Consider the following 16,546-nt stretch of genomic DNA (forward strand, 5'->3'; position numbering starts at 1 on the left):
CCGCCGCCGGATTCGCCAGCACCAACCTCCCCATCCCCTGGCTCGCCAACAAACGACTGGCCTTTACGTTCGGTTGAAAAACACCAAAATGTTAGTTGGCAGAAGGTCCGTGGGAATCAAGGCTAGAAGGGCAATCGCTTCGGCGACACTCGATACCCGTCGCCCGATGCCAAAGAAGGAGGAGTTAACCAGCTTGAGGAGTTTCGCGGACATGGCCATGTCCCGGCCGATGATCCGCCCCACGGTCTGGGCGTCTGAGCACTCGGCGTTGGCGGCCTGGGTGATCTCGAGGTAAAGCGTCGGCAGACTGGGCAGCGTCTGGCAGCCGCCCACAATGTCCCGCAACCGTTCGTTACCGGCGAAGCCCTGGGCGGCACACGCCCGGGCGACAGCATCGATCAGCCTGTCGGCCTCGATCGGCTTCGAGAGAAACCGATGGGCGAGATTGACGGCCTTCCGCGTGCCCTCCTCGCCTGGATGACCGGAAAGGACGATCCGAGCCATCCGCGGGTAGCCCTGAACAACCCGCTCCAGAAGGGCCGCGCCGTCCATGCCCGCCATCCTCATGGCCGTCACAATGACGTCGTGGGGGGCGGCAGCCAGCTTGGCCAATGCCTCCTCCCCGCTGGCCGCGAAGGACATGTCCCAGGCATCACGCTGCTTGCGCAGGAGCCTCTGCAGCCCGGCGATCGCGTGGGGGTCATCGTCAACGAACAACACTCTCGTCTTGTTCATTTCTGATCCCCCTGGATCCTGGCGGCAGCCGTGATTCGGTTAGGCACGCGGATGATGAAAATGGTACCGATGCCAACCTGCGACTCGAAGGTGAGGGAGCCACCGTGTTTCTGGACGACGATCTGGTGGGCGATGCTCAGGCCCTGCCCCGTCCCCTTGCCGACTTCCTTCGTGGTGAAGAACGGCTCATAGATCTTGTGCCGGATCTCCTCCGGAATACCCGTTCCCGTGTCCGCAATCGAGATCTCCACCGACTCGTCCAAGGGCCGCGTCCGAACCGTGATCTTGCCTCGCTGCCTGGTGTCCCCGATGGCATGGGCGGCGTTCACCAGGATGTTCAAAAACACCTGGTTGAGCTCGCTGGCGCAACATTCAACCGGCGGCAACTCGCCGAAGTCGGTTTCGACGTCGGCCACGTACTTGTACTCGTTGCGGGCGATGGTCAAAGTGCTTTCCAGGGCATGGTTGATGTCCACGGCGGATACTTCTCCGCGATCGATATGCGAGAAGTCCTTCATCGCCCTGACAATGTGGCTGACGCGACGTACGCCATCCAGGCTCTGAGAAATGGCCTTCGGCGTATCCTCGATGATGTAATCGACATCATGCTCGCGCTCGGCCTCCTCGACCGCCCGAACGGCCTCCGGCGTCACCGTCCCGGCCTTGACCATCTGAACCAGTTCGCGATACCGACTCTCAACCGCGACCAGATCCTCAAAGGCCGAGGACAACGCCTGGAGATTATCACCAATGTACTGGATCGGTGTATTGATCTCGTGAGCGATCCCGGCGGCCAGCTGGCCGACCGACGCCAGCTTCTCCTGCTGGAGCAGCTGACGCTCGGCATCGAGCAGAGACTGACTCCGCTCCTCAACCAGACGCGCCAGGCTCTCTCGAGAGGTCTCCGCTTGGTCCTCGTGCCGCCCCCGCCCGCCGACCTGTCTGGAGGATGCCAGGCGACCCAGCAGCCAGAATACGCCCGCGCCCCATCCCCCACCGACCACAACGGCCCAGGCCGCCCCGTGGGTCAGCGCTGCTTCCCCACGCCGGTACGCGTCCCTCGGCGTTTCAACCTCGAGCGTGATCGCCGGACGGCCATGGACATCCCGAAGGCAGACCGAGCCAACCCACGTTCCCCCATCGATCCGCCTGACCTGAAAGTCATCCCCGCCAGAAACCGGCCACCCCGCGGTCCCAGCCTGAAACCCCCCTTCCGCCGGCCGACAAACGTGAAGCTCCAGCATCGTCGCGGCCGCCAGCTCCCGAACCAGCCGGCCGTCCAGAAATCGTCCCAGCAGCAAGGTGCCGCGCGACGGCTTTCCGGCGTCACCAGACACGATGGGATGCCCGGCCGCAAGCATTGCACCCTCGGGCAGCAGCAGGAGCCCGCTCGCGCCATGGCCATCCTCACTTCGCAGCAAGGGCGAGTCCGGGGTCAGGAGGGACAACAGACTCTCCGGCATGGCCGTCCCCCGTCTGGCATCAGGCGGCCAACCCTCCGCATAGACGATGCCTCCGGAGGCATGGCGATAGACCACCGCGTTCAACTCGATGTCCGTGAACAGGCCGTGACTCAACAGGTTGGAGTCAACGTATGCCCGGTTGCGATCCTCAATGAATCGACCGGTCTCGTCCAAACGTGCCCACGCCTTTGCCCTGGCGGCCAGACGGTCGAGCACACTCCGGACAGCGACGGCCGCCCGTTCGACGTTGCGGCGAGCCTCCGCCTCCTCCACATTCCGGAGACCGACCATCGCCAGCCGGGCAGATACGGCGTAGGTAGAGAGCACCCCCACCACCAGCGTAATGCACAAGAGAACCAATGATCTCCAGCGCGGACTCACTGTGCCTTGTCTTCCTTCTACTTATCCCCTGCACGCATGGATGAGCCACGCGACGGGGAATTCCGGACCACGGTCTCACCAAACCCCTCCGCTGACGGAGGCCGCGAGATGCGGATGACGCCGGTGAGCGACCGGCTCCGCAACGATCATGCCGCTCCGCAATCTGCTTTTCGACAATAGCTCCAGTGGCGTTTAGCGCCGTTGGCGGATTCCTCGGTGTCTCTCTGAGCCCACGATTACACCCTGGACAGAGCGTCTTCCCCGCCGACTGAGCAGCCCGGCAACAGGACAATATCGGAACAACGAGGATCGATAGGCCGACCGCCGTTATCGGTCGCCAGCGTCCAGACAAGAGGGCCGATCCCCAAGCCACGCTTGGGATCGACCCGGCAGGTTATCGGGATGCGCCCGAACCTGATTCAGAGCAACCGGCCGCTGCCGGCTACTTGTCGAAGTTCGAATCGAACGCAATGGCCGACGGAGAGAAGTCCATCCGCCGGACAAAAGCGGCTGCCTCGGCTGCGCCGTGCTCGCGATCCATGCCGCTGTCCTCCCACTCGACCGAGAGCGGCCCGTCGTAGCCAATCTCGTTCAGCGCCCGAATGATCGCCTCGAAGTCAATCGAGCCGCGGCCCAGCGAGCGGAAATCCCAGAACCGGTCGGGATGGCCGAAGCCCAAATGCCCCCCGAACACGCCCGCCCGCGTCGGCGTCTTCGACCAGTAGACGTCCTTCATGTGCACGTGGAAGATGCGGTCGCGGAAGCGGCGGATGAACTCGACGTAGTCCACACCCTGATAGCCGAAGTGGCTCGGGTCGTAGTTGAAGCCGAAGCGCTTGTGCGCCCCGATCGCCTCCAGGGCTCGCTCGGCCGACGCAATGTCAAAAGCGATCTCGGTCGGGTGCACCTCCAGGGCGAAGTACACGTCCTCGTCCTCGAACACGTCCATGATCGGCCGCCACCGCTTGGCGAAGTCCTTGAAACCGGCCTCGATCTGCCCGGGCTGAACCGGCGGGAAAGAGTACAACAGATGCCAGATGCTGCTGCCGGTGAACCCGTTTACCACCACACGCTTGAGCAGCTTCTTCACCGCGGCCGGCGCAGCATCGAAGAACTTGCGGGCCGCCCGAGCGGTGTTCATCATCTCGGTCGCAGCCCGCTGGCGCACCGCTTCCGGCTTGCCGTCACCCCACACGTGGGCCGGCAGAACGGCCTTGTGCCGCTCGTCGATCAGGTCGCACACCCCCTGCCCGGCCAGGTGATTACTGATCGACAGACTCACCAGCCCATACTTCTCCATGTGCTTCCACTTCTTCTTGCAGTACTCCTTGTCCGCGAGGGCTTGCGGCACGTTGAAGATCTCGCCCCAGCAGGCAAGCTCCAGACCCTCGTACCCGAAGGCCTTGGCCTTCTTGCACAGGTCGTCAAACTTCAGATCCGCCCACTGCCCGGTACACAAGGTGAGTGTCCTGGCCATCGTCATGAACCTCCTTCTGTCCTCGATGAACTGTGGCGCCCTATCTCAATCCCACCGCGGCCATCGCCTCGGCGGCGCTCCTGCCATCGTGTACGACCATCTTGACCGCCCGAACCACGTCCACCACGCGTTCGTGGCCCCACACGTTCCGACCTACGGTCACCCCGCGGGCACCCGCCGCAACCACGTCGGCGAACATCGTCAGGGCCGCGGCCAGCGTGTCCGTCTTCGGCCCACCGGCGGCCACGACCGGCACGGTGCATTCGGCCACTATCTCCGCGTACGCCTTGACATCGTTGCAGTACGGAACCTTGATCACATCCGTGCCGCACTCCAACGCGCAGCGCACCGCCCAGGCGATATCCTCGGGGGCAAACGAGACCCGCGGACCATCGCGGAACACGCGCGGATAGATGTGCGTGATCACTGGAAGGTCGAAGCGGGCGGCCGCCCGAACACAATCAACCACCATCCGCAGGTGCTGGCCCTCGGTCGAACCGCGAACGAAGACCGCCACCGCAATGGCGTCCGCCCCGAGCAGGACCGCATCCTCCGGCTCGGCGAACCGCTCGCAAGCCGAATCGTCCACCCGACCAATCGTGCTCTGCAGAATCCACGGCACCCGGCCGGCATATGGCTCCCAGGCCGAGGTCGCAATACCACGGTGCATGGTGACCGCATCGGGAGCACCCTCCACGATCGCGGCCAGCGTCCGCCGGACCCGCCGCAGACCCTCCGGGATCCCTTCGCCGTAGCCGATGAAATGATCCACCGCCATCGAGCACAGCCGCCCCGAAGGGTGTGAAAACAAACGGTTCAGCCTGATCCTCTTGCCGATACCCATAATCTAACCTCTGTCGCCAGGACCCGCATCATATCGCTTCAGGAACTCCTCGACCACGGCTCGCGTAGGAATCCCCACCTGCCCGCCCGGCTGCATCGCCTTCAACGCCGCCACCGCGGAGGCAAATCGCACCCGCTCGGCACGTTCCATCCCTCGAGCAAGCGCGGAAGCATACCCACCGTGGAACACGTCGCCACAACCGGTGGTGTCAACCACTTCGACCTTGAACGCGGGCTGGTGTTGCGGTTCGCTCTCACCCTTGGCCAGGTACCAGCACCCCGCCGCTCCGCAGGTGACGATCGCCGTGTCACAGCCCGACTGCCACAACTTGCAGACCGCTGCCGCCGGATCCCGCTCGCCCGTGATCCGGGCCGCAAAATCGTGGGACACGATCGGATGGTTGACCAGGGCCAGCAACTCCGCGAAACGCGGTGAGTCGTCCCGCTCGAGATCGGCCACGACCGGAATCCCGTACACCCGGGCGAGCTTCGCCCCGCGAATCGAGCCGGCGATGCCGACATGATCGGTGAACAACACCCGAGCCGAACGAATCACGTCCTCCGCCGGACCGGAAGCGTCCGCACCAACAACACCGGTGTTGTCGAAGAAGATGTTCCGCGTACCCGTGCTTTCATCCACCAGGATTATCGAATGATACGGCCGGGCGGCGGCGCGATGAACCACGTAACGGGTGTCGACACCCGCCCGCTGCAGTCGTTCGATCACAAAACGTGAGAGATCATCGTCCCCCAGAGCCGCGGCATACGCGCAGCTCGAGCCCATTCGCGCCGCGGCAACCATGGCCGTCGCGGTCAGACCACCACACTGCCGATCGCGCCGGCTGACCGCCATCTTGGCATCGGCCGGCGGATAGTACGGAAGGTAGAGAAGATCATCGACCGCGGCACATCCCAGGCCGAGCACATCGATTGCCATGTGGATCCGTTCTCCCTCACCCCTCCAGACCCGCCCGCGCGGGCGGGAGAATGCCGAGCAACGCCCCCTCGACGGTTTCGACCGATCACTGCCCCCGCACGCCCGACGACGACTCCGGCCGAGCCGCGCCGTCACCGGCCGATCAAGCTCGCTCCACCATGCCCAACAGCGTCTGAGGTGTCTGGTACAGGATCGCCCGGGCTACGTCAACGGCCTCGACCGAAGTGTACTGACCCCGCTCCACCATCCGGGCCAGGGTCCGAGCCAAAAGCTTGCGCACCAGCCAAGCCTTACCGTACGCCCACTCCACGCAGTAGGCATCGGAGAAGAAACCGATCTGCCTGTTGACCGGCAGCATCTCGAGACGCTCGGCCATGACCTGCCGGATCGTGTCCGGGAAGAAGTTGTGCCACCAATAGCCGCACAGACTCAGGTTGGGCAACCCGCGGGCCAGCGTGCACATCGATTGATTCGCATGCCGGTTTGACAAGAAGCACTGAAAATGCAGCTTCGGATGACGGCTGATCATCTCGCCCACCTGGGCGATCGTCCGCTGCGATAACCGGCTGCCGGTCTCGAAGGGGAGCGGCTCGGCCCCGAAGCTGAACTGGAATACGATGCGTTTACCGCACCGCTCCAGGCGATTCAGGAAGGCCTCGTTGATGTAGGACGCGTAGACGTCGCGTTCGGCCGCACCGGCCTGACCGCGAACGGCGAGGGCTTGCACCATCTCGGCATCACTGACCGGCCGGTAGTCGATATCGGTCGAGAGATGGGTGGCGGTGGAGAGAACGCGGTCGTACGGAATCGCGGCCATGTAGTGATCCAGGGCCGCGTGAGCATCATCCAGCGTCCGAACGGTCCGTTCGGGCAGGAGTCGCGATCCGCCCCCGATTGGCGCCGGGGTCTCCGGCGTCCTGCCCCAGCATCGTTCCAGTTCCCACAAGGCGGTGTCAAACTCGCCCCACTGGCAGCGGGTGAAGAAGCCCCACTCCAGGGCGTACTGGAGACGGCTGTCATCCTGGCCCTCTCCGCGCCGAGCCAGTTCGGTGCACGATCGCTGGATGTGGGCGCGATCCAGAATGCCGTGGTGCCAGGCCCGATCATGGGCCCGCTCGCGAATCAGGGCATCAACCTGCCGCCAGTTGTCGGCGGTGACCGGCTCGCGCCATCGGTACAGGTCCGCCAGGATGGTCCGCATCAGCCAATAGCAACTCGTGTTGCGGATCTGCGGCAGATAGGCCACGGCCTGCTCGATGCGGGCGCGAGCTTCTTCATCCGTCGGTCGCCCGGGGTACTGGGCGAGCCGCGATCCAGCCGGGCAGCCGGCGGCGTACAAGTCGCTGATCACCATGTGGTAAAGCAGAATGTCGTGCAGCCCCCTCGCTCCGAGCTGCCCGCCCACCAGGTGGGTGTGGACGTCGAACAACGGCACCTCGGCCAGACCCTCTTCAAGCTTCTTCACGATCTCCACGGTATGCATGCCGTTGACTCTCCGTCCGCAGGGCACCGGCGGCCCGCACTTAACCATCCCTGCATCCACACGCCGCCGGCCGGGGCGCCCATCCTATTCCGACTTGCCGGAACCCCTCTCCGCGTGGAGCGGGAGCAGCTTGATGTTCTTGTACCAGCACGGGCTGCCGTGGTCCTGCAAGCCGATGTACCCGGTCCGCGGGAACTTGGCGTAGGCGATCTCGGTGAACTTGTGAGTCGAACCGTCCGGCCGCTTGCCCGGCTCGGTAAACTCGTCGAGGTTCATGCGCGTGACCTGCTGGCCGTTCAACTCGACCTCGATGATGTGGCGATCGCAGGTCACGACGATGTGGTTCCACGCCCCGGCCGGCCGCATCGCGTTCCTCTTCGGCTTGGCCAGATCGTAGATCGCCCCGGTGTCGTGGTAGCCGGAGCCCGTTGTGTCGTCGATCGCCACTTCAAGACCGTTGAAGCCGACGTCCCAGCCCGGCTTGGGCTCGAGCGAGAAGACCCGCGTGAAGATCCCACTGTTGCAGCCCTTGGCGATCTTGAAGTCCATCGACCACGCAAAGTCAGTCCATGGCTTCTCGTGAATCACCATGTACCCGCCGCACTTGTGCGGATTGATGCATCCATTCTCGACCGGCATCTTGCTGGGCTCCCTGCGATCGGTGGTCCAGCCGTTGAGCGTCTTCCCATCGAAGAGCAGCTGCCAACCAGCCCTCTTCTCCTCTGGCGTCAGGACATTGTCCGGCACGCCGAGGTTCTTTACGCGAATGTTGCGATAGCGAACGAACTGCCGGGTAGAATTCCCGCCTCCGTGGACCTGCAGGGCGATGCTGCCCTGGTCGGGCAGCCGCTTCTGCTTGTCCTTCCACGCCATGGTCTTGACGCCGTTGATCCAGGTGAAAATGGTCGGCGGGTTGCCGGTGATGCGGGCCCGCAACTCGTTCCAGCCCGGTTTCCACAACTCCTTCCACTGCTCCGCCGTAAACGGGCAGGGAAAGGCCGTGTGGTCGACAATCTCGATGTCCCGGGGCGTACCGAGCGTTCGGAAGTTCAGGGCCCCGAAGCCGCCGATCCCCTCGCCGTAGACGCCCATCAGGCTGCCGCGGTTGTGATAGTCAATCATCGCCTGGTAGCACCGACCATCCTCCGTGCTCCGCAGGAACAGCCCGCTGTCTGGACCATAGTCGTTGTTCATTTCCAGGGCGACCTCGAAGTCACGGTACTGAGCGTCGGTGATGACGATGCCGCCGTTGCCGGGCTTGTCCTGACTGCCCTGAATGGCTCCGCCCTGCACAACCCACCGCCCACCGGTGCCATGACCCGTCCGCGTGCTCACATGCCAGCCGTCCAACGTCTTGCCGTCGAAGATCGGCACGAAACCCTCTTCCGCGGCCAGAGCACGCTCTGCCTCCGTCGACAGCCCGATTCCGCAAACCGCGAGCAAGACCAGTGTCCAAAGGCCGTTCCGCTTCATGGTTCACCTCGACTCTTGCCGACTGGGCGGACACGCCCGGTTAAGAAAGGCCACCAGATCAAGCCCCAAAGGTCGTACCTTTGCCGCGCCAACGCGTTGCCTGTGCTTTTAACACGACATCGGGGGCAGCGTCAACAACCACCAAAAGAGGTAATAGTCTCTTTCTTGACTGCTCGAGACGGACTGGTCATAATTCGTATCGTCCCGTTGAGGGGGCCGACACCCCCCACGGGCCCCGACCATCACCACGGAGGGCACGACCCGACATGGCACCCTACACCCCAATCAACCGCCGCAGATTCCTCAAGGGCGCCGGCCAGGCGGCGGCCGCCAGCATCGCCCTGCCCTACTGGATACCGTCGTCGGCACTGGGCGAGGCCGATCAGGCTGCACCGAGCAACCGGCTGGTCGTCGGCTGCATCGGAACCGGCGGGCAGGGCCGCTACGACATGAACGGCTTCCTCGCCTCCGCCGACGCCCAGGTAGTGGCCGTCTGCGACGTGAAACGCGAGGCCCGCGACGCAGCCCGCGACCAGGTCAACAACCACTACAAGACACAAGACTGCAAGGCCTACGACGATTTCCGCGAGCTGCTCGCCCACGACGACATCGACGTCGTCCAGATAGCCAGTACCGACCAGTGGCACGTTCTCCACGCCCTGGCGGCCGTCCGGGCGGGCAAACACGTCTACGTCGAGAAGCCCCTCGGCATGAGCATCGAGGAGCTGAAGGTCCTGCGCGCGGATTGCCATCGCTACGAGCGGGTCTTCCAGTTCGGTACCCAGCAGCGGTCCAGCCCCCAGTTCCGCCAGGCCTGTGAACTGGTTCTCAACGGCCGCATCGGCAAGCTCCAGACCATCAAGGTCTCCGCCCCGGCTGGCGCCAACGAACGAACCGGCGAGCGCGGCTACGCCGCGGCCCCCGTGCCCGATGGCTTCGACTACGACATGTGGCTCGGACCGGCCCCCTGGACTCCCTACACACCCAAGCGAACCGTCAGCCCGTACTGGTTCCACATCAGCGACTACTCGCTGGGCTACATCGCCGGGTGGGGCATTCATCACATCGACATCGCCCAGTGGGGCAGCGGCATGGAACTGACCGGGCCCGTTGAGATCGAAGGCTCGGGTCTGTTCCCCGGCCACGACGGCCTCTGCGACAATCCGCTCAACTGGGATGTGGACTACCTCTACCCCAACGGCGTTCGCGTCCACTTCACCAGCGACGGGCGACAGAACCGACACGGCATCCTCTTCGAGGGCAGCGAGGGCTGGATCTACGTCAACCGCGAGGTCATCGACGCCAATCCCAAGAGCCTGCTCGGAGAGAGGACCAAGGCCGACGGCATCCATTTGCCGGTCAGCAGCCAGCACCAGCAGAACCTGCTGGACGCGATCAAGAACGGCCGGCAGCCCGTCTGCCCGATCGATGTAGCCGTCCGCTCCGACACCGTCTGCCATCTGAGCCACATTGCCCTGCACCTGGGCCGTAAGCTTCGCTGGGATCCGGTTAAAGAGGAGTTCATCGACGACCCGGCGGCCAATGCCCGCTTGCAGCGATCCATGCGGGCACCGTGGCACCTGTAATCTGGAGGTGAGGGACCATGCCGATCAACGTGCTCATCCTGACCGGGGCCAACAACCACGACTGGCAGGCAACCACGCCGGTCATCAAGCAGATCTTCGAGGGCCACGCCCGCTTCGCCGTCGTGGAGGTGATCACCGATCCGGCCAGGTGCGATGCCGCCACCTTCGCCCAGTGCGATATCGTGGTCAGCAACTGGTCGGCCTATCCGGCCATGAACGGCCATCAGTGGGGAGCGGCCGCCGAGAAGGCCTTCGTGGACTTCATCAAGAGCGGGCATGGTTTCGTCGCCATCCACGCGGCCAGCGCGACCTCCCAGGATTGGCCCGAGTTCCAGCAGCTTCTCGGCCTGACCTGGGGTCTCGACAAGACCGCCCACGGTGCCTACCACCCTTTCAAGGTCGCGATCGAGAACCATGACCACCCGGTCACCAAGGGCATGCCCGACTTCTGGATCACCGACGAGCTGTGGCACAACATGGTCAACCTCTCCGGCCAGCCGATCCCCACGCTGTGCAAGGCGTGGTCTGAGCCGGAGTTCGGCGGCACCGGCAAGTTCGAGCCGGTCCTCGTTCCGACACAACTTGGCACCGGGCGCGGGCTGAACCTCGTTCTCGGCCACGACGCGGCAGCCATGCAGAACCTCGCTTGGCAAACGCTGCTGCTCCGCGGCACCGAATGGGCGGCCACCGGCCAGGTCACCCTGCCCATCCCCGAGAATTGGCCGGGCTCGTCCGCCGAGGCCGTCGTCACCGGTGTCGATCCGGACGCGGCCATCAAGGCGGTCCTCGAATTCGAGTTCGGCCAAGACCGCCAGCCGCTCTACATCGTCGAGCAACTGGTCAACGCCTCGACCGCCCACAACCACGAGGCTGCCATTGCCGCGCGCAAGCAGCTCGCGGCCAAGCTCGCCGCCGCTCTCGAAGCGTGCAAGACGCCGCAAGCCAAGAGCTTGCTCTGCAAGCAGCTGGCAATGATCGGCGGTCCCGACGAGGCCAAGAACCTCCCGCCACTCCTGGGGCAGGAGGATACCGCCGACATGGCCCGCTTCGCGCTCGAACGGATCCCCGGTGAAGCGGCGTCGCATTCGCTCCGCTCATCGATGAGCAAGCTCAGCGGCAAGCCGGCCATCGGTGTGGTCAACTCGATGGGCAAGCGCGCTGAGCCCGAGGCGCTCAAAGAACTGATCCCGCTCCTGAGCAGCAGCGGTCCGGCCATCGTCGAAGCAGCTGCCGCCGCACTGGGCAAGATCGGCAGCCAGGAAGCGGCCGAGGCCCTGGGAGCGATTGTGCCCAAGGTCCCCAAGCAGATCCGGCCGTCGGTCGCCGACGCCCTCCTCCGCTGCGCCGACAAGCTTGCCGCCGCGGGCAACAAGGACGCGGCCGAGAAGATCTACCGGCTCTTCGACACCGATACCGAACTCAGAGGCCCGCGCCTGGCCGCCCGGGCCGGACGGGTCGCACTGAGGAGGTAGGCTCGCCTCAGTCGTTACTCGCTTCGCGGCCTTCATGGGCGTTTCGTTTTCATCACCAGATCCACCGCGTCCTCGAGATCGCGCATCGGCGTCTTGAGTGTCGTTTGCGCGAGGGTGTTATCCAAGGACACATCCCTCGGCCGAGCGACACGGCCGGGGATCGTACTCGGATCGTTGGGCACGATCAGATCGGGTGAGAAGCCGACGTGTGCCGCGATCCGCCGGGCCATATCCACCCGCGGCACGACCTCGTTGCCCGCGAGGTGGATGCGGCCCGGGAACTCGTTGCCCGCCAATTCCAGCAGCGCCCGACCGGCCGTCACCACATCTACCGGCGTGCGAATCTCCGCCTGCGGCACGCCCACCTGCTTGCCTTCGTTCAACGCGGCCAGCATCTTCGGCAGAAACGTATTGCCCCGCCCGAAGAACGGCAGCCCCATCACGATCGCCAGCCGGCCGATCGCCCAGTTCGCGGCTGTCTCGACCACCGCCGTCTCGGCCTCCAGCTTCGTCTGGCCGTAGTAGTTCACCGGCCCGGGTGCATCGTCCTCGCGATAGCCGCCCTTCTCGCCGTCGAAGATCGTATCCGTCGAGACGTGTACGAGCCGCACGCCGTCATCCCGACATAGCTCGGCCATGAGCCGTGCCGTATCGACGTTCACTCGCCGGGCCTCGTCCTGATGATTCTGGCAGTATTCGATATCCGCGATGGCCGCCGAGTGAATGACCGCGTCCGGCCGCGCCTCGTGGAACGCTCGCGTGACCTGCCCGGCATCGAGCAGATCCAGCCGGTGCCAGACCAGCCCTTCCCGTCGGATCGGTGCCTCACGGCCGGAGAACGCATGAACCTCCCACGCGTCCCCCGCCTGGCAGACGATACTCCCCCCGACGAAGCCCGATGCACCTGTCACGATCAGACGTCGCTTCATACCTGACCTTCTCACCGGCCTTGGGCGGTCCTATTTTCGCAGCCTGGCCGCCATGAGGAGGTTGGCGGCCCACGGAGACAGGATTGCCCCCAGGACGAATACCCCGAACAGAAGGCTGCTCACGGCCTTCACGAGTGCCTGCACCTCGGCGGTTGCCGTGGTGTGGGCGACGACCCCATCGAGGCCGAGCGAGGCGAAACCGCAGAAGGCCATGGCGGCGGTGAGCGACGCCATCGTCCGGCGCGGCCAGCCCGGAGGGCAGCTGAAGGTCCCGGCGAGGGGGATGATCAGCAAGCCGCACACGAGTGCGGCGTAGGCCATCCATGAGCTGCGGAGCCACACGGCGGCGCCGAGGGCCAAAGCGGTTCCCAGCACACACGCTCCTATCCAGTTAGAAGCACGGACCTCCTCGGGGCTCAGTACCATTCGCCCGAAGCGATTCAGACGCAGGAGCAGATTGAACAGCGGGTTGGCGACCCAGGACAGAAAGACGAAGGCCAGGTAGAGCAGGAGGAAGGGCAGAATGAACGGAGCCCAACCGGGATGATGCCTGGCGAAGCTGCTCAGCATGCGGAAGGCGACGTAGGCGCCGATGATGAGGCCCCACCGCACCCCGGGGCTGAGGGCGCTCATCCACAGGAAGTAGCGGAGCATGAGCCCGTAGACGATGTTCTTGGCCCGCAGGGACGCGACGATGCCTTGCCGAGCCCACTCGTTCTCGGGGTCGAGCCGGAGGGCCTCGCGGAAGTGCTCGAGGGCCTTGGCCGGTTGATGCTGATAGAGGAGATTCCAGCCGAGGTTGGCGTGGGTGACGGACTCTTCCGGCTCGTCGGCCAGGGCGGCATGGAGTGCCGCGTGGGCTTCCTGCTTGCGACCCATCCGCGTCAGGGCGATGGCCCGGATGTTGGCGCACTGGGTGTTGCCCGGATCGATGGCCATGCCCTGTTCGGCGGCCTGGAGGGCGGCCGGCCATTGGCGCTGCTGGAAGAGGATGTTTGCCCGGAGGGCGTGGTACGGAGCCTCCTGCGGGTCGAGCCGGATGGCTTCCTCGATGGCGCGTCCGGCCTCGTCGAGGCGATTGCGGTCGTGCAGCACGACGGCCATGGCGTAGTGCGAGAAGGACGCGTCCGGGGCGGAACCGATGGCGGCCCGGGCGGACTCCGTGGCCTCCTTGTACCTCTCTGTGCCCGCCAGGCAGATGGCGAGCATGGCGTGCCCCCAGCCGTCGTCCGGATCTTCGGCGAGCCCCTGGCGGAGTTCGGGTTCGGCGAGGTCAAACCGCGATTGGCCGATCAAGGCGCTGGCTCGTGCGAAGTGGATGTTCATGTCAGCCTGAGGTACTTGAGGACGTCGTCGTAGAGACCGCCCTGATTGGCGTAGACCGCATAATTCCGGGCCGTCGAGAACCACTCGCGGGTGGACGGCTGCACCTTCTTTGCCCCGGTGGCCAGGTCCTTGGTGGTCAGTGGCGAGGGCGTGCCGGCCTTCATCGCCTCGCGGAGCTTGTCCTCGATGGCCATGTCGACCACGGCCTTGAGGTCGGCTCCGGAGAAGTTCTCGGTCGCCTTGGCCAGCTTATCATAGTCCAGGTCGCTGAGCGGCTTACCCCGGCAGAGGATTCGCAGCACCGCCGCCCGGGCGGTTGTGTCGGGTGGGGGAATGAAGAGGATGCGGTCGAACCGCCCCGGTCGCCGGAACGCTGAGTCGAGATGCCAAGGGGCATTGGTGGCGGCGAGGATGAGCACGCCATCGTTGGAGGCCTTGGCCCCGTCGAGTTCGGCGAGGAACTGGTTGACGACCTGCCGCCCGGCGCTGCCTCGCAAGTCGCTGCGGCTGGCTCCGAGGGCGTCCACCTCGTCGAAGAAGAGCACGCACGGCCGATTGCCGCGGGCCTGCTCGAAGACCTGGTGCAGGTTGCGCTCGCTGTTGCCCAGCCACATGTCGAGCACGTCGTTGATCCCGACGACGAGGAAGCCGGCCTTGATTTCGCCAGCTGTTGCCCGAGCCAAGTGGGTCTTGCCACACCCGGGTGGGCCGTACATAAGAATACCCCCGCCGATCGGTTTGCCGTAGGCCTCATACAGTTCGCGATGGGTCAGCGGGTGGATGATCTTGAGGCGGATTTCCTCCTTGACCGATTCCATTCCGCCGACGTCGGCAAAGGTGATCTTGGGCCGCTCCATCTGGAGATCGGGGCCGGGGGTCGAATCGCCGCCGATCCCCATACGGATGCGTCCGTTGTCGACTTCGTCCTCCGGTTCGCTGCCCACGCCGAGCCGTTCGGCGAGTTCCTCATTGGCCGCACCGGGATCGGCCTCGATGGCTCGTTTGTATTGACGGACTGCTCGTTCCGCGTTGCCCTCCTGGAGCAGGAGCCGGGCGTGCAGGACGTAGATCGCCGCCGGGGTATCCGGGCGTTTCAGGAATTCCTCGACGATGACCAAGGCGTGGCTCTGCTTGCCCGCCTGGTAGAACGCCTGGGCCAGCCCGACCTTGAGCTCGCGGGCGTCGGCCGCCTGGGCCAGTCCTGCCCGGAAGACCTCGATGGCTTCTTCTGCTCGTCCGACGCGGAGCAGCAAATCACCGAGATGCCGCCGGAGGGCGAGGTTGTCCGGGGACGCCTCGAGGGCGGCGCGAAGGGCCTGGATGGCATCGTTTCCATGGAGCATAGGTGTTCGAGCCTACCGGCCCCCCCTGCTCAGGTCAACGCGTTGCCGGCCTGGGGAAGCTCGGGGGCGTGGGCCGAACGGGACCGCGCCGGTGCCTCTTGGGCGTCGTCCAGGCGGAACGGGTGGCGTGTTTTTAGGCATTCGCGATTCCGGTGGCGTTCGTCGCGGCAGGTGAGCACGTCTTCTAGGTCAAACGAACCCATTGGTCCGACGCGGGAACCGCGTTTTCAGGGCTACCGACCGGTCTCGACGTCCGATGGTGCACACATCGCAGCGCCAAACGAAGCCAATTGCGCGGTCAGCGGTCGGCAGTCGGCGGTTGCCGCTCAGTCCCCGGGCGGTCAAGCAAAGAAGCTCCCTTGGCGGGTCTTCCGTTGTTCGGACGAGCGCTTGATGTCGCCGATCGCGGCTGGTGTCCGTGATACGCACGCCGGTTCTGGTCACGCTGGCTGTCGTGTCCGGCAGGCACGCACCAGGGATGAGCTGACAGCTGGCTGTTGGCCGGAGAGGGGGCGGGAGAAGCTATCGAGATTTCAAAGAGCTGGGAGGCGAACCGAGGGGATCGTCCTCTACACTCATATCACTTGTCCCATCCCGGGCGTGGAAAAGCAGCCGTGAGCGATCAGTGGTCAGCAAGAGGAACGGATGGAACCTCACGGCGTTTGAAATAAACGGACCTGTCCCGTTTATCCGGGCCCAGCGAAAGGGTCTACACTCCGCCGGCGCCTCAAAAACAGCAGCAGTGCCGTTCCATCCTGATACCTTTCTTGTTCGACGATCGTCAGCAATTCTCTTAGCTGGGCCGGGCCGGCGTTCTTAAGCAGGCTCATCGTGTCAACCTGGGGCGGGGGCCTTTGCTGCCCTGATGAGGGCGCGGGGCTCGGTTGGCCCGAAGCTGGACGGCAGCATCTTGACATTGGTTCGGGGCGCGGTGTACAAGAGAGTGGAACGGGGATGGGCGTGGGGCGGCAGATGCCCCCGCCGTCATATCTGAATGGTCCTGTGTCGGGAGGGCGCGAAGGAGCAACGGCGATCAACCGAGGCAGATGTCCGGGGGCAGGGTGCACGTTGACCCGCCTGTGGACGGCCTAGCGCCGG

General features: G+C 64.9%; 12 protein-coding genes. 2 read left to right on the forward strand and 10 right to left on the reverse strand.

The window, feature by feature from the left end:
- Positions 1-63: 63 nt before the first annotated feature.
- The 7 genes from KA354_03450 to KA354_03480 form a co-directional block, all read right to left on the reverse strand.
- Positions 64-735: a response regulator gene (locus KA354_03450; GenBank protein MBP7933683.1), complete on the reverse strand. Its 672-nt coding sequence runs from the start codon at positions 733-735 to the stop codon at positions 64-66.
- Positions 732-2,579 carry a hypothetical protein gene (locus KA354_03455; GenBank protein MBP7933684.1) on the reverse strand — a complete coding sequence of 616 codons (1,848 nt, stop codon included), beginning with the start codon at positions 2,577-2,579 and terminating at the stop codon, positions 732-734. Before KA354_03455 ends, KA354_03450 begins: the two co-directional genes overlap by 4 nt.
- Before the next feature lie 442 nt (positions 2,580-3,021).
- Positions 3,022-4,056 (reverse strand): sugar phosphate isomerase/epimerase, encoded by a 1,035-nt coding sequence (locus KA354_03460; GenBank protein MBP7933685.1) that lies wholly within the window; start codon positions 4,054-4,056, stop codon positions 3,022-3,024.
- A 40-nt stretch (positions 4,057-4,096) separates the two neighbouring features.
- On the reverse strand, positions 4,097-4,900 hold the full coding sequence (locus tag KA354_03465; GenBank protein MBP7933686.1) for an aldolase: 804 nt from the start codon (positions 4,898-4,900) through the stop codon (positions 4,097-4,099).
- Between the two features lie 3 nt (positions 4,901-4,903).
- Positions 4,904-5,836: a hypothetical protein gene (locus KA354_03470; protein MBP7933687.1), complete on the reverse strand. Its 933-nt coding sequence runs from the start codon at positions 5,834-5,836 to the stop codon at positions 4,904-4,906.
- A 142-nt stretch (positions 5,837-5,978) separates the two neighbouring features.
- Complete coding sequence (locus tag KA354_03475; protein MBP7933688.1) at positions 5,979-7,319, reverse strand: hypothetical protein; 1,341 nt, start codon at positions 7,317-7,319, stop codon at positions 5,979-5,981.
- A gap of 84 nt (positions 7,320-7,403) precedes the next feature.
- Entirely contained in the window at positions 7,404-8,792 is a 1,389-nt protein-coding gene (locus KA354_03480; protein MBP7933689.1) for a DUF1080 domain-containing protein, read from the reverse strand.
- Between the two features lie 266 nt (positions 8,793-9,058).
- Here KA354_03480 and KA354_03485 point away from each other — a divergent pair, with 266 nt between their 5' ends.
- Positions 9,059-10,378: a Gfo/Idh/MocA family oxidoreductase gene (locus KA354_03485; protein ID MBP7933690.1), complete on the forward strand. Its 1,320-nt coding sequence runs from the start codon at positions 9,059-9,061 to the stop codon at positions 10,376-10,378.
- A gap of 17 nt (positions 10,379-10,395) precedes the next feature.
- Positions 10,396-11,850 carry a ThuA domain-containing protein gene (locus KA354_03490; GenBank protein MBP7933691.1) on the forward strand — a complete coding sequence of 485 codons (1,455 nt, stop codon included), beginning with the start codon at positions 10,396-10,398 and terminating at the stop codon, positions 11,848-11,850.
- A gap of 32 nt (positions 11,851-11,882) precedes the next feature.
- Here the strand turns inward: KA354_03490 and KA354_03495 are convergent, their stop codons facing one another.
- The 3 genes from KA354_03495 to KA354_03505 are packed head-to-tail and all read right to left on the reverse strand — an operon-like array spanning position 11,883 to position 15,448.
- Positions 11,883-12,779 carry an SDR family oxidoreductase gene (locus KA354_03495; protein ID MBP7933692.1) on the reverse strand — a complete coding sequence of 299 codons (897 nt, stop codon included), beginning with the start codon at positions 12,777-12,779 and terminating at the stop codon, positions 11,883-11,885.
- 30 nt (positions 12,780-12,809) lie between these two features.
- A complete protein-coding gene (locus tag KA354_03500) occupies positions 12,810-14,105 on the reverse strand; it encodes a tetratricopeptide repeat protein (GenBank protein ID MBP7933693.1) in 1,296 nt (431 codons plus the stop codon).
- The gene (locus tag KA354_03505) at positions 14,102-15,448 is read right to left on the reverse strand and encodes an AAA family ATPase (protein ID MBP7933694.1); all 1,347 of its coding nucleotides are present in this window, start codon (positions 15,446-15,448) and stop codon (positions 14,102-14,104) included. Before KA354_03505 ends, KA354_03500 begins: the two co-directional genes overlap by 4 nt.
- Between the last annotated feature and the right edge of the window lie 1,098 nt (positions 15,449-16,546).

This window comes from Phycisphaerae bacterium, assembly GCA_018003015.1.
Lineage (GTDB): Bacteria > Planctomycetota > Phycisphaerae > UBA1845 > PWPN01 > JAGNEZ01.

Excerpts from the sequence above, each read along its gene's own strand:
- KA354_03505 (MBP7933694.1), bottom strand. The coding sequence starts at position 15,448 with ATGCTCCATGGAAACGATGCCATCCAGGCCCTTCGCGCCGCCCTCGAG.
- KA354_03465 (MBP7933686.1), bottom strand. The coding sequence starts at position 4,900 with ATGGGTATCGGCAAGAGGATCAGGCTGAACCGTTTGTTTTCACACCCT.
- KA354_03485 (MBP7933690.1), top strand. The coding sequence starts at position 9,059 with ATGGCACCCTACACCCCAATCAACCGCCGCAGATTCCTCAAGGGCGCC.
- KA354_03475 (MBP7933688.1), bottom strand. The coding sequence starts at position 7,319 with ATGCATACCGTGGAGATCGTGAAGAAGCTTGAAGAGGGTCTGGCCGAG.
- KA354_03470 (MBP7933687.1), bottom strand. The coding sequence starts at position 5,836 with ATGGCAATCGATGTGCTCGGCCTGGGATGTGCCGCGGTCGATGATCTT.
- KA354_03495 (MBP7933692.1), bottom strand. The coding sequence starts at position 12,779 with ATGAAGCGACGTCTGATCGTGACAGGTGCATCGGGCTTCGTCGGGGGG.
- KA354_03500 (MBP7933693.1), bottom strand. The coding sequence starts at position 14,105 with ATGAACATCCACTTCGCACGAGCCAGCGCCTTGATCGGCCAATCGCGG.
- KA354_03460 (MBP7933685.1), bottom strand. The coding sequence starts at position 4,056 with ATGGCCAGGACACTCACCTTGTGTACCGGGCAGTGGGCGGATCTGAAG.
- KA354_03450 (MBP7933683.1), bottom strand. The coding sequence starts at position 735 with ATGAACAAGACGAGAGTGTTGTTCGTTGACGATGACCCCCACGCGATC.
- KA354_03480 (MBP7933689.1), bottom strand. The coding sequence starts at position 8,792 with ATGAAGCGGAACGGCCTTTGGACACTGGTCTTGCTCGCGGTTTGCGGA.
- KA354_03490 (MBP7933691.1), top strand. The coding sequence starts at position 10,396 with ATGCCGATCAACGTGCTCATCCTGACCGGGGCCAACAACCACGACTGG.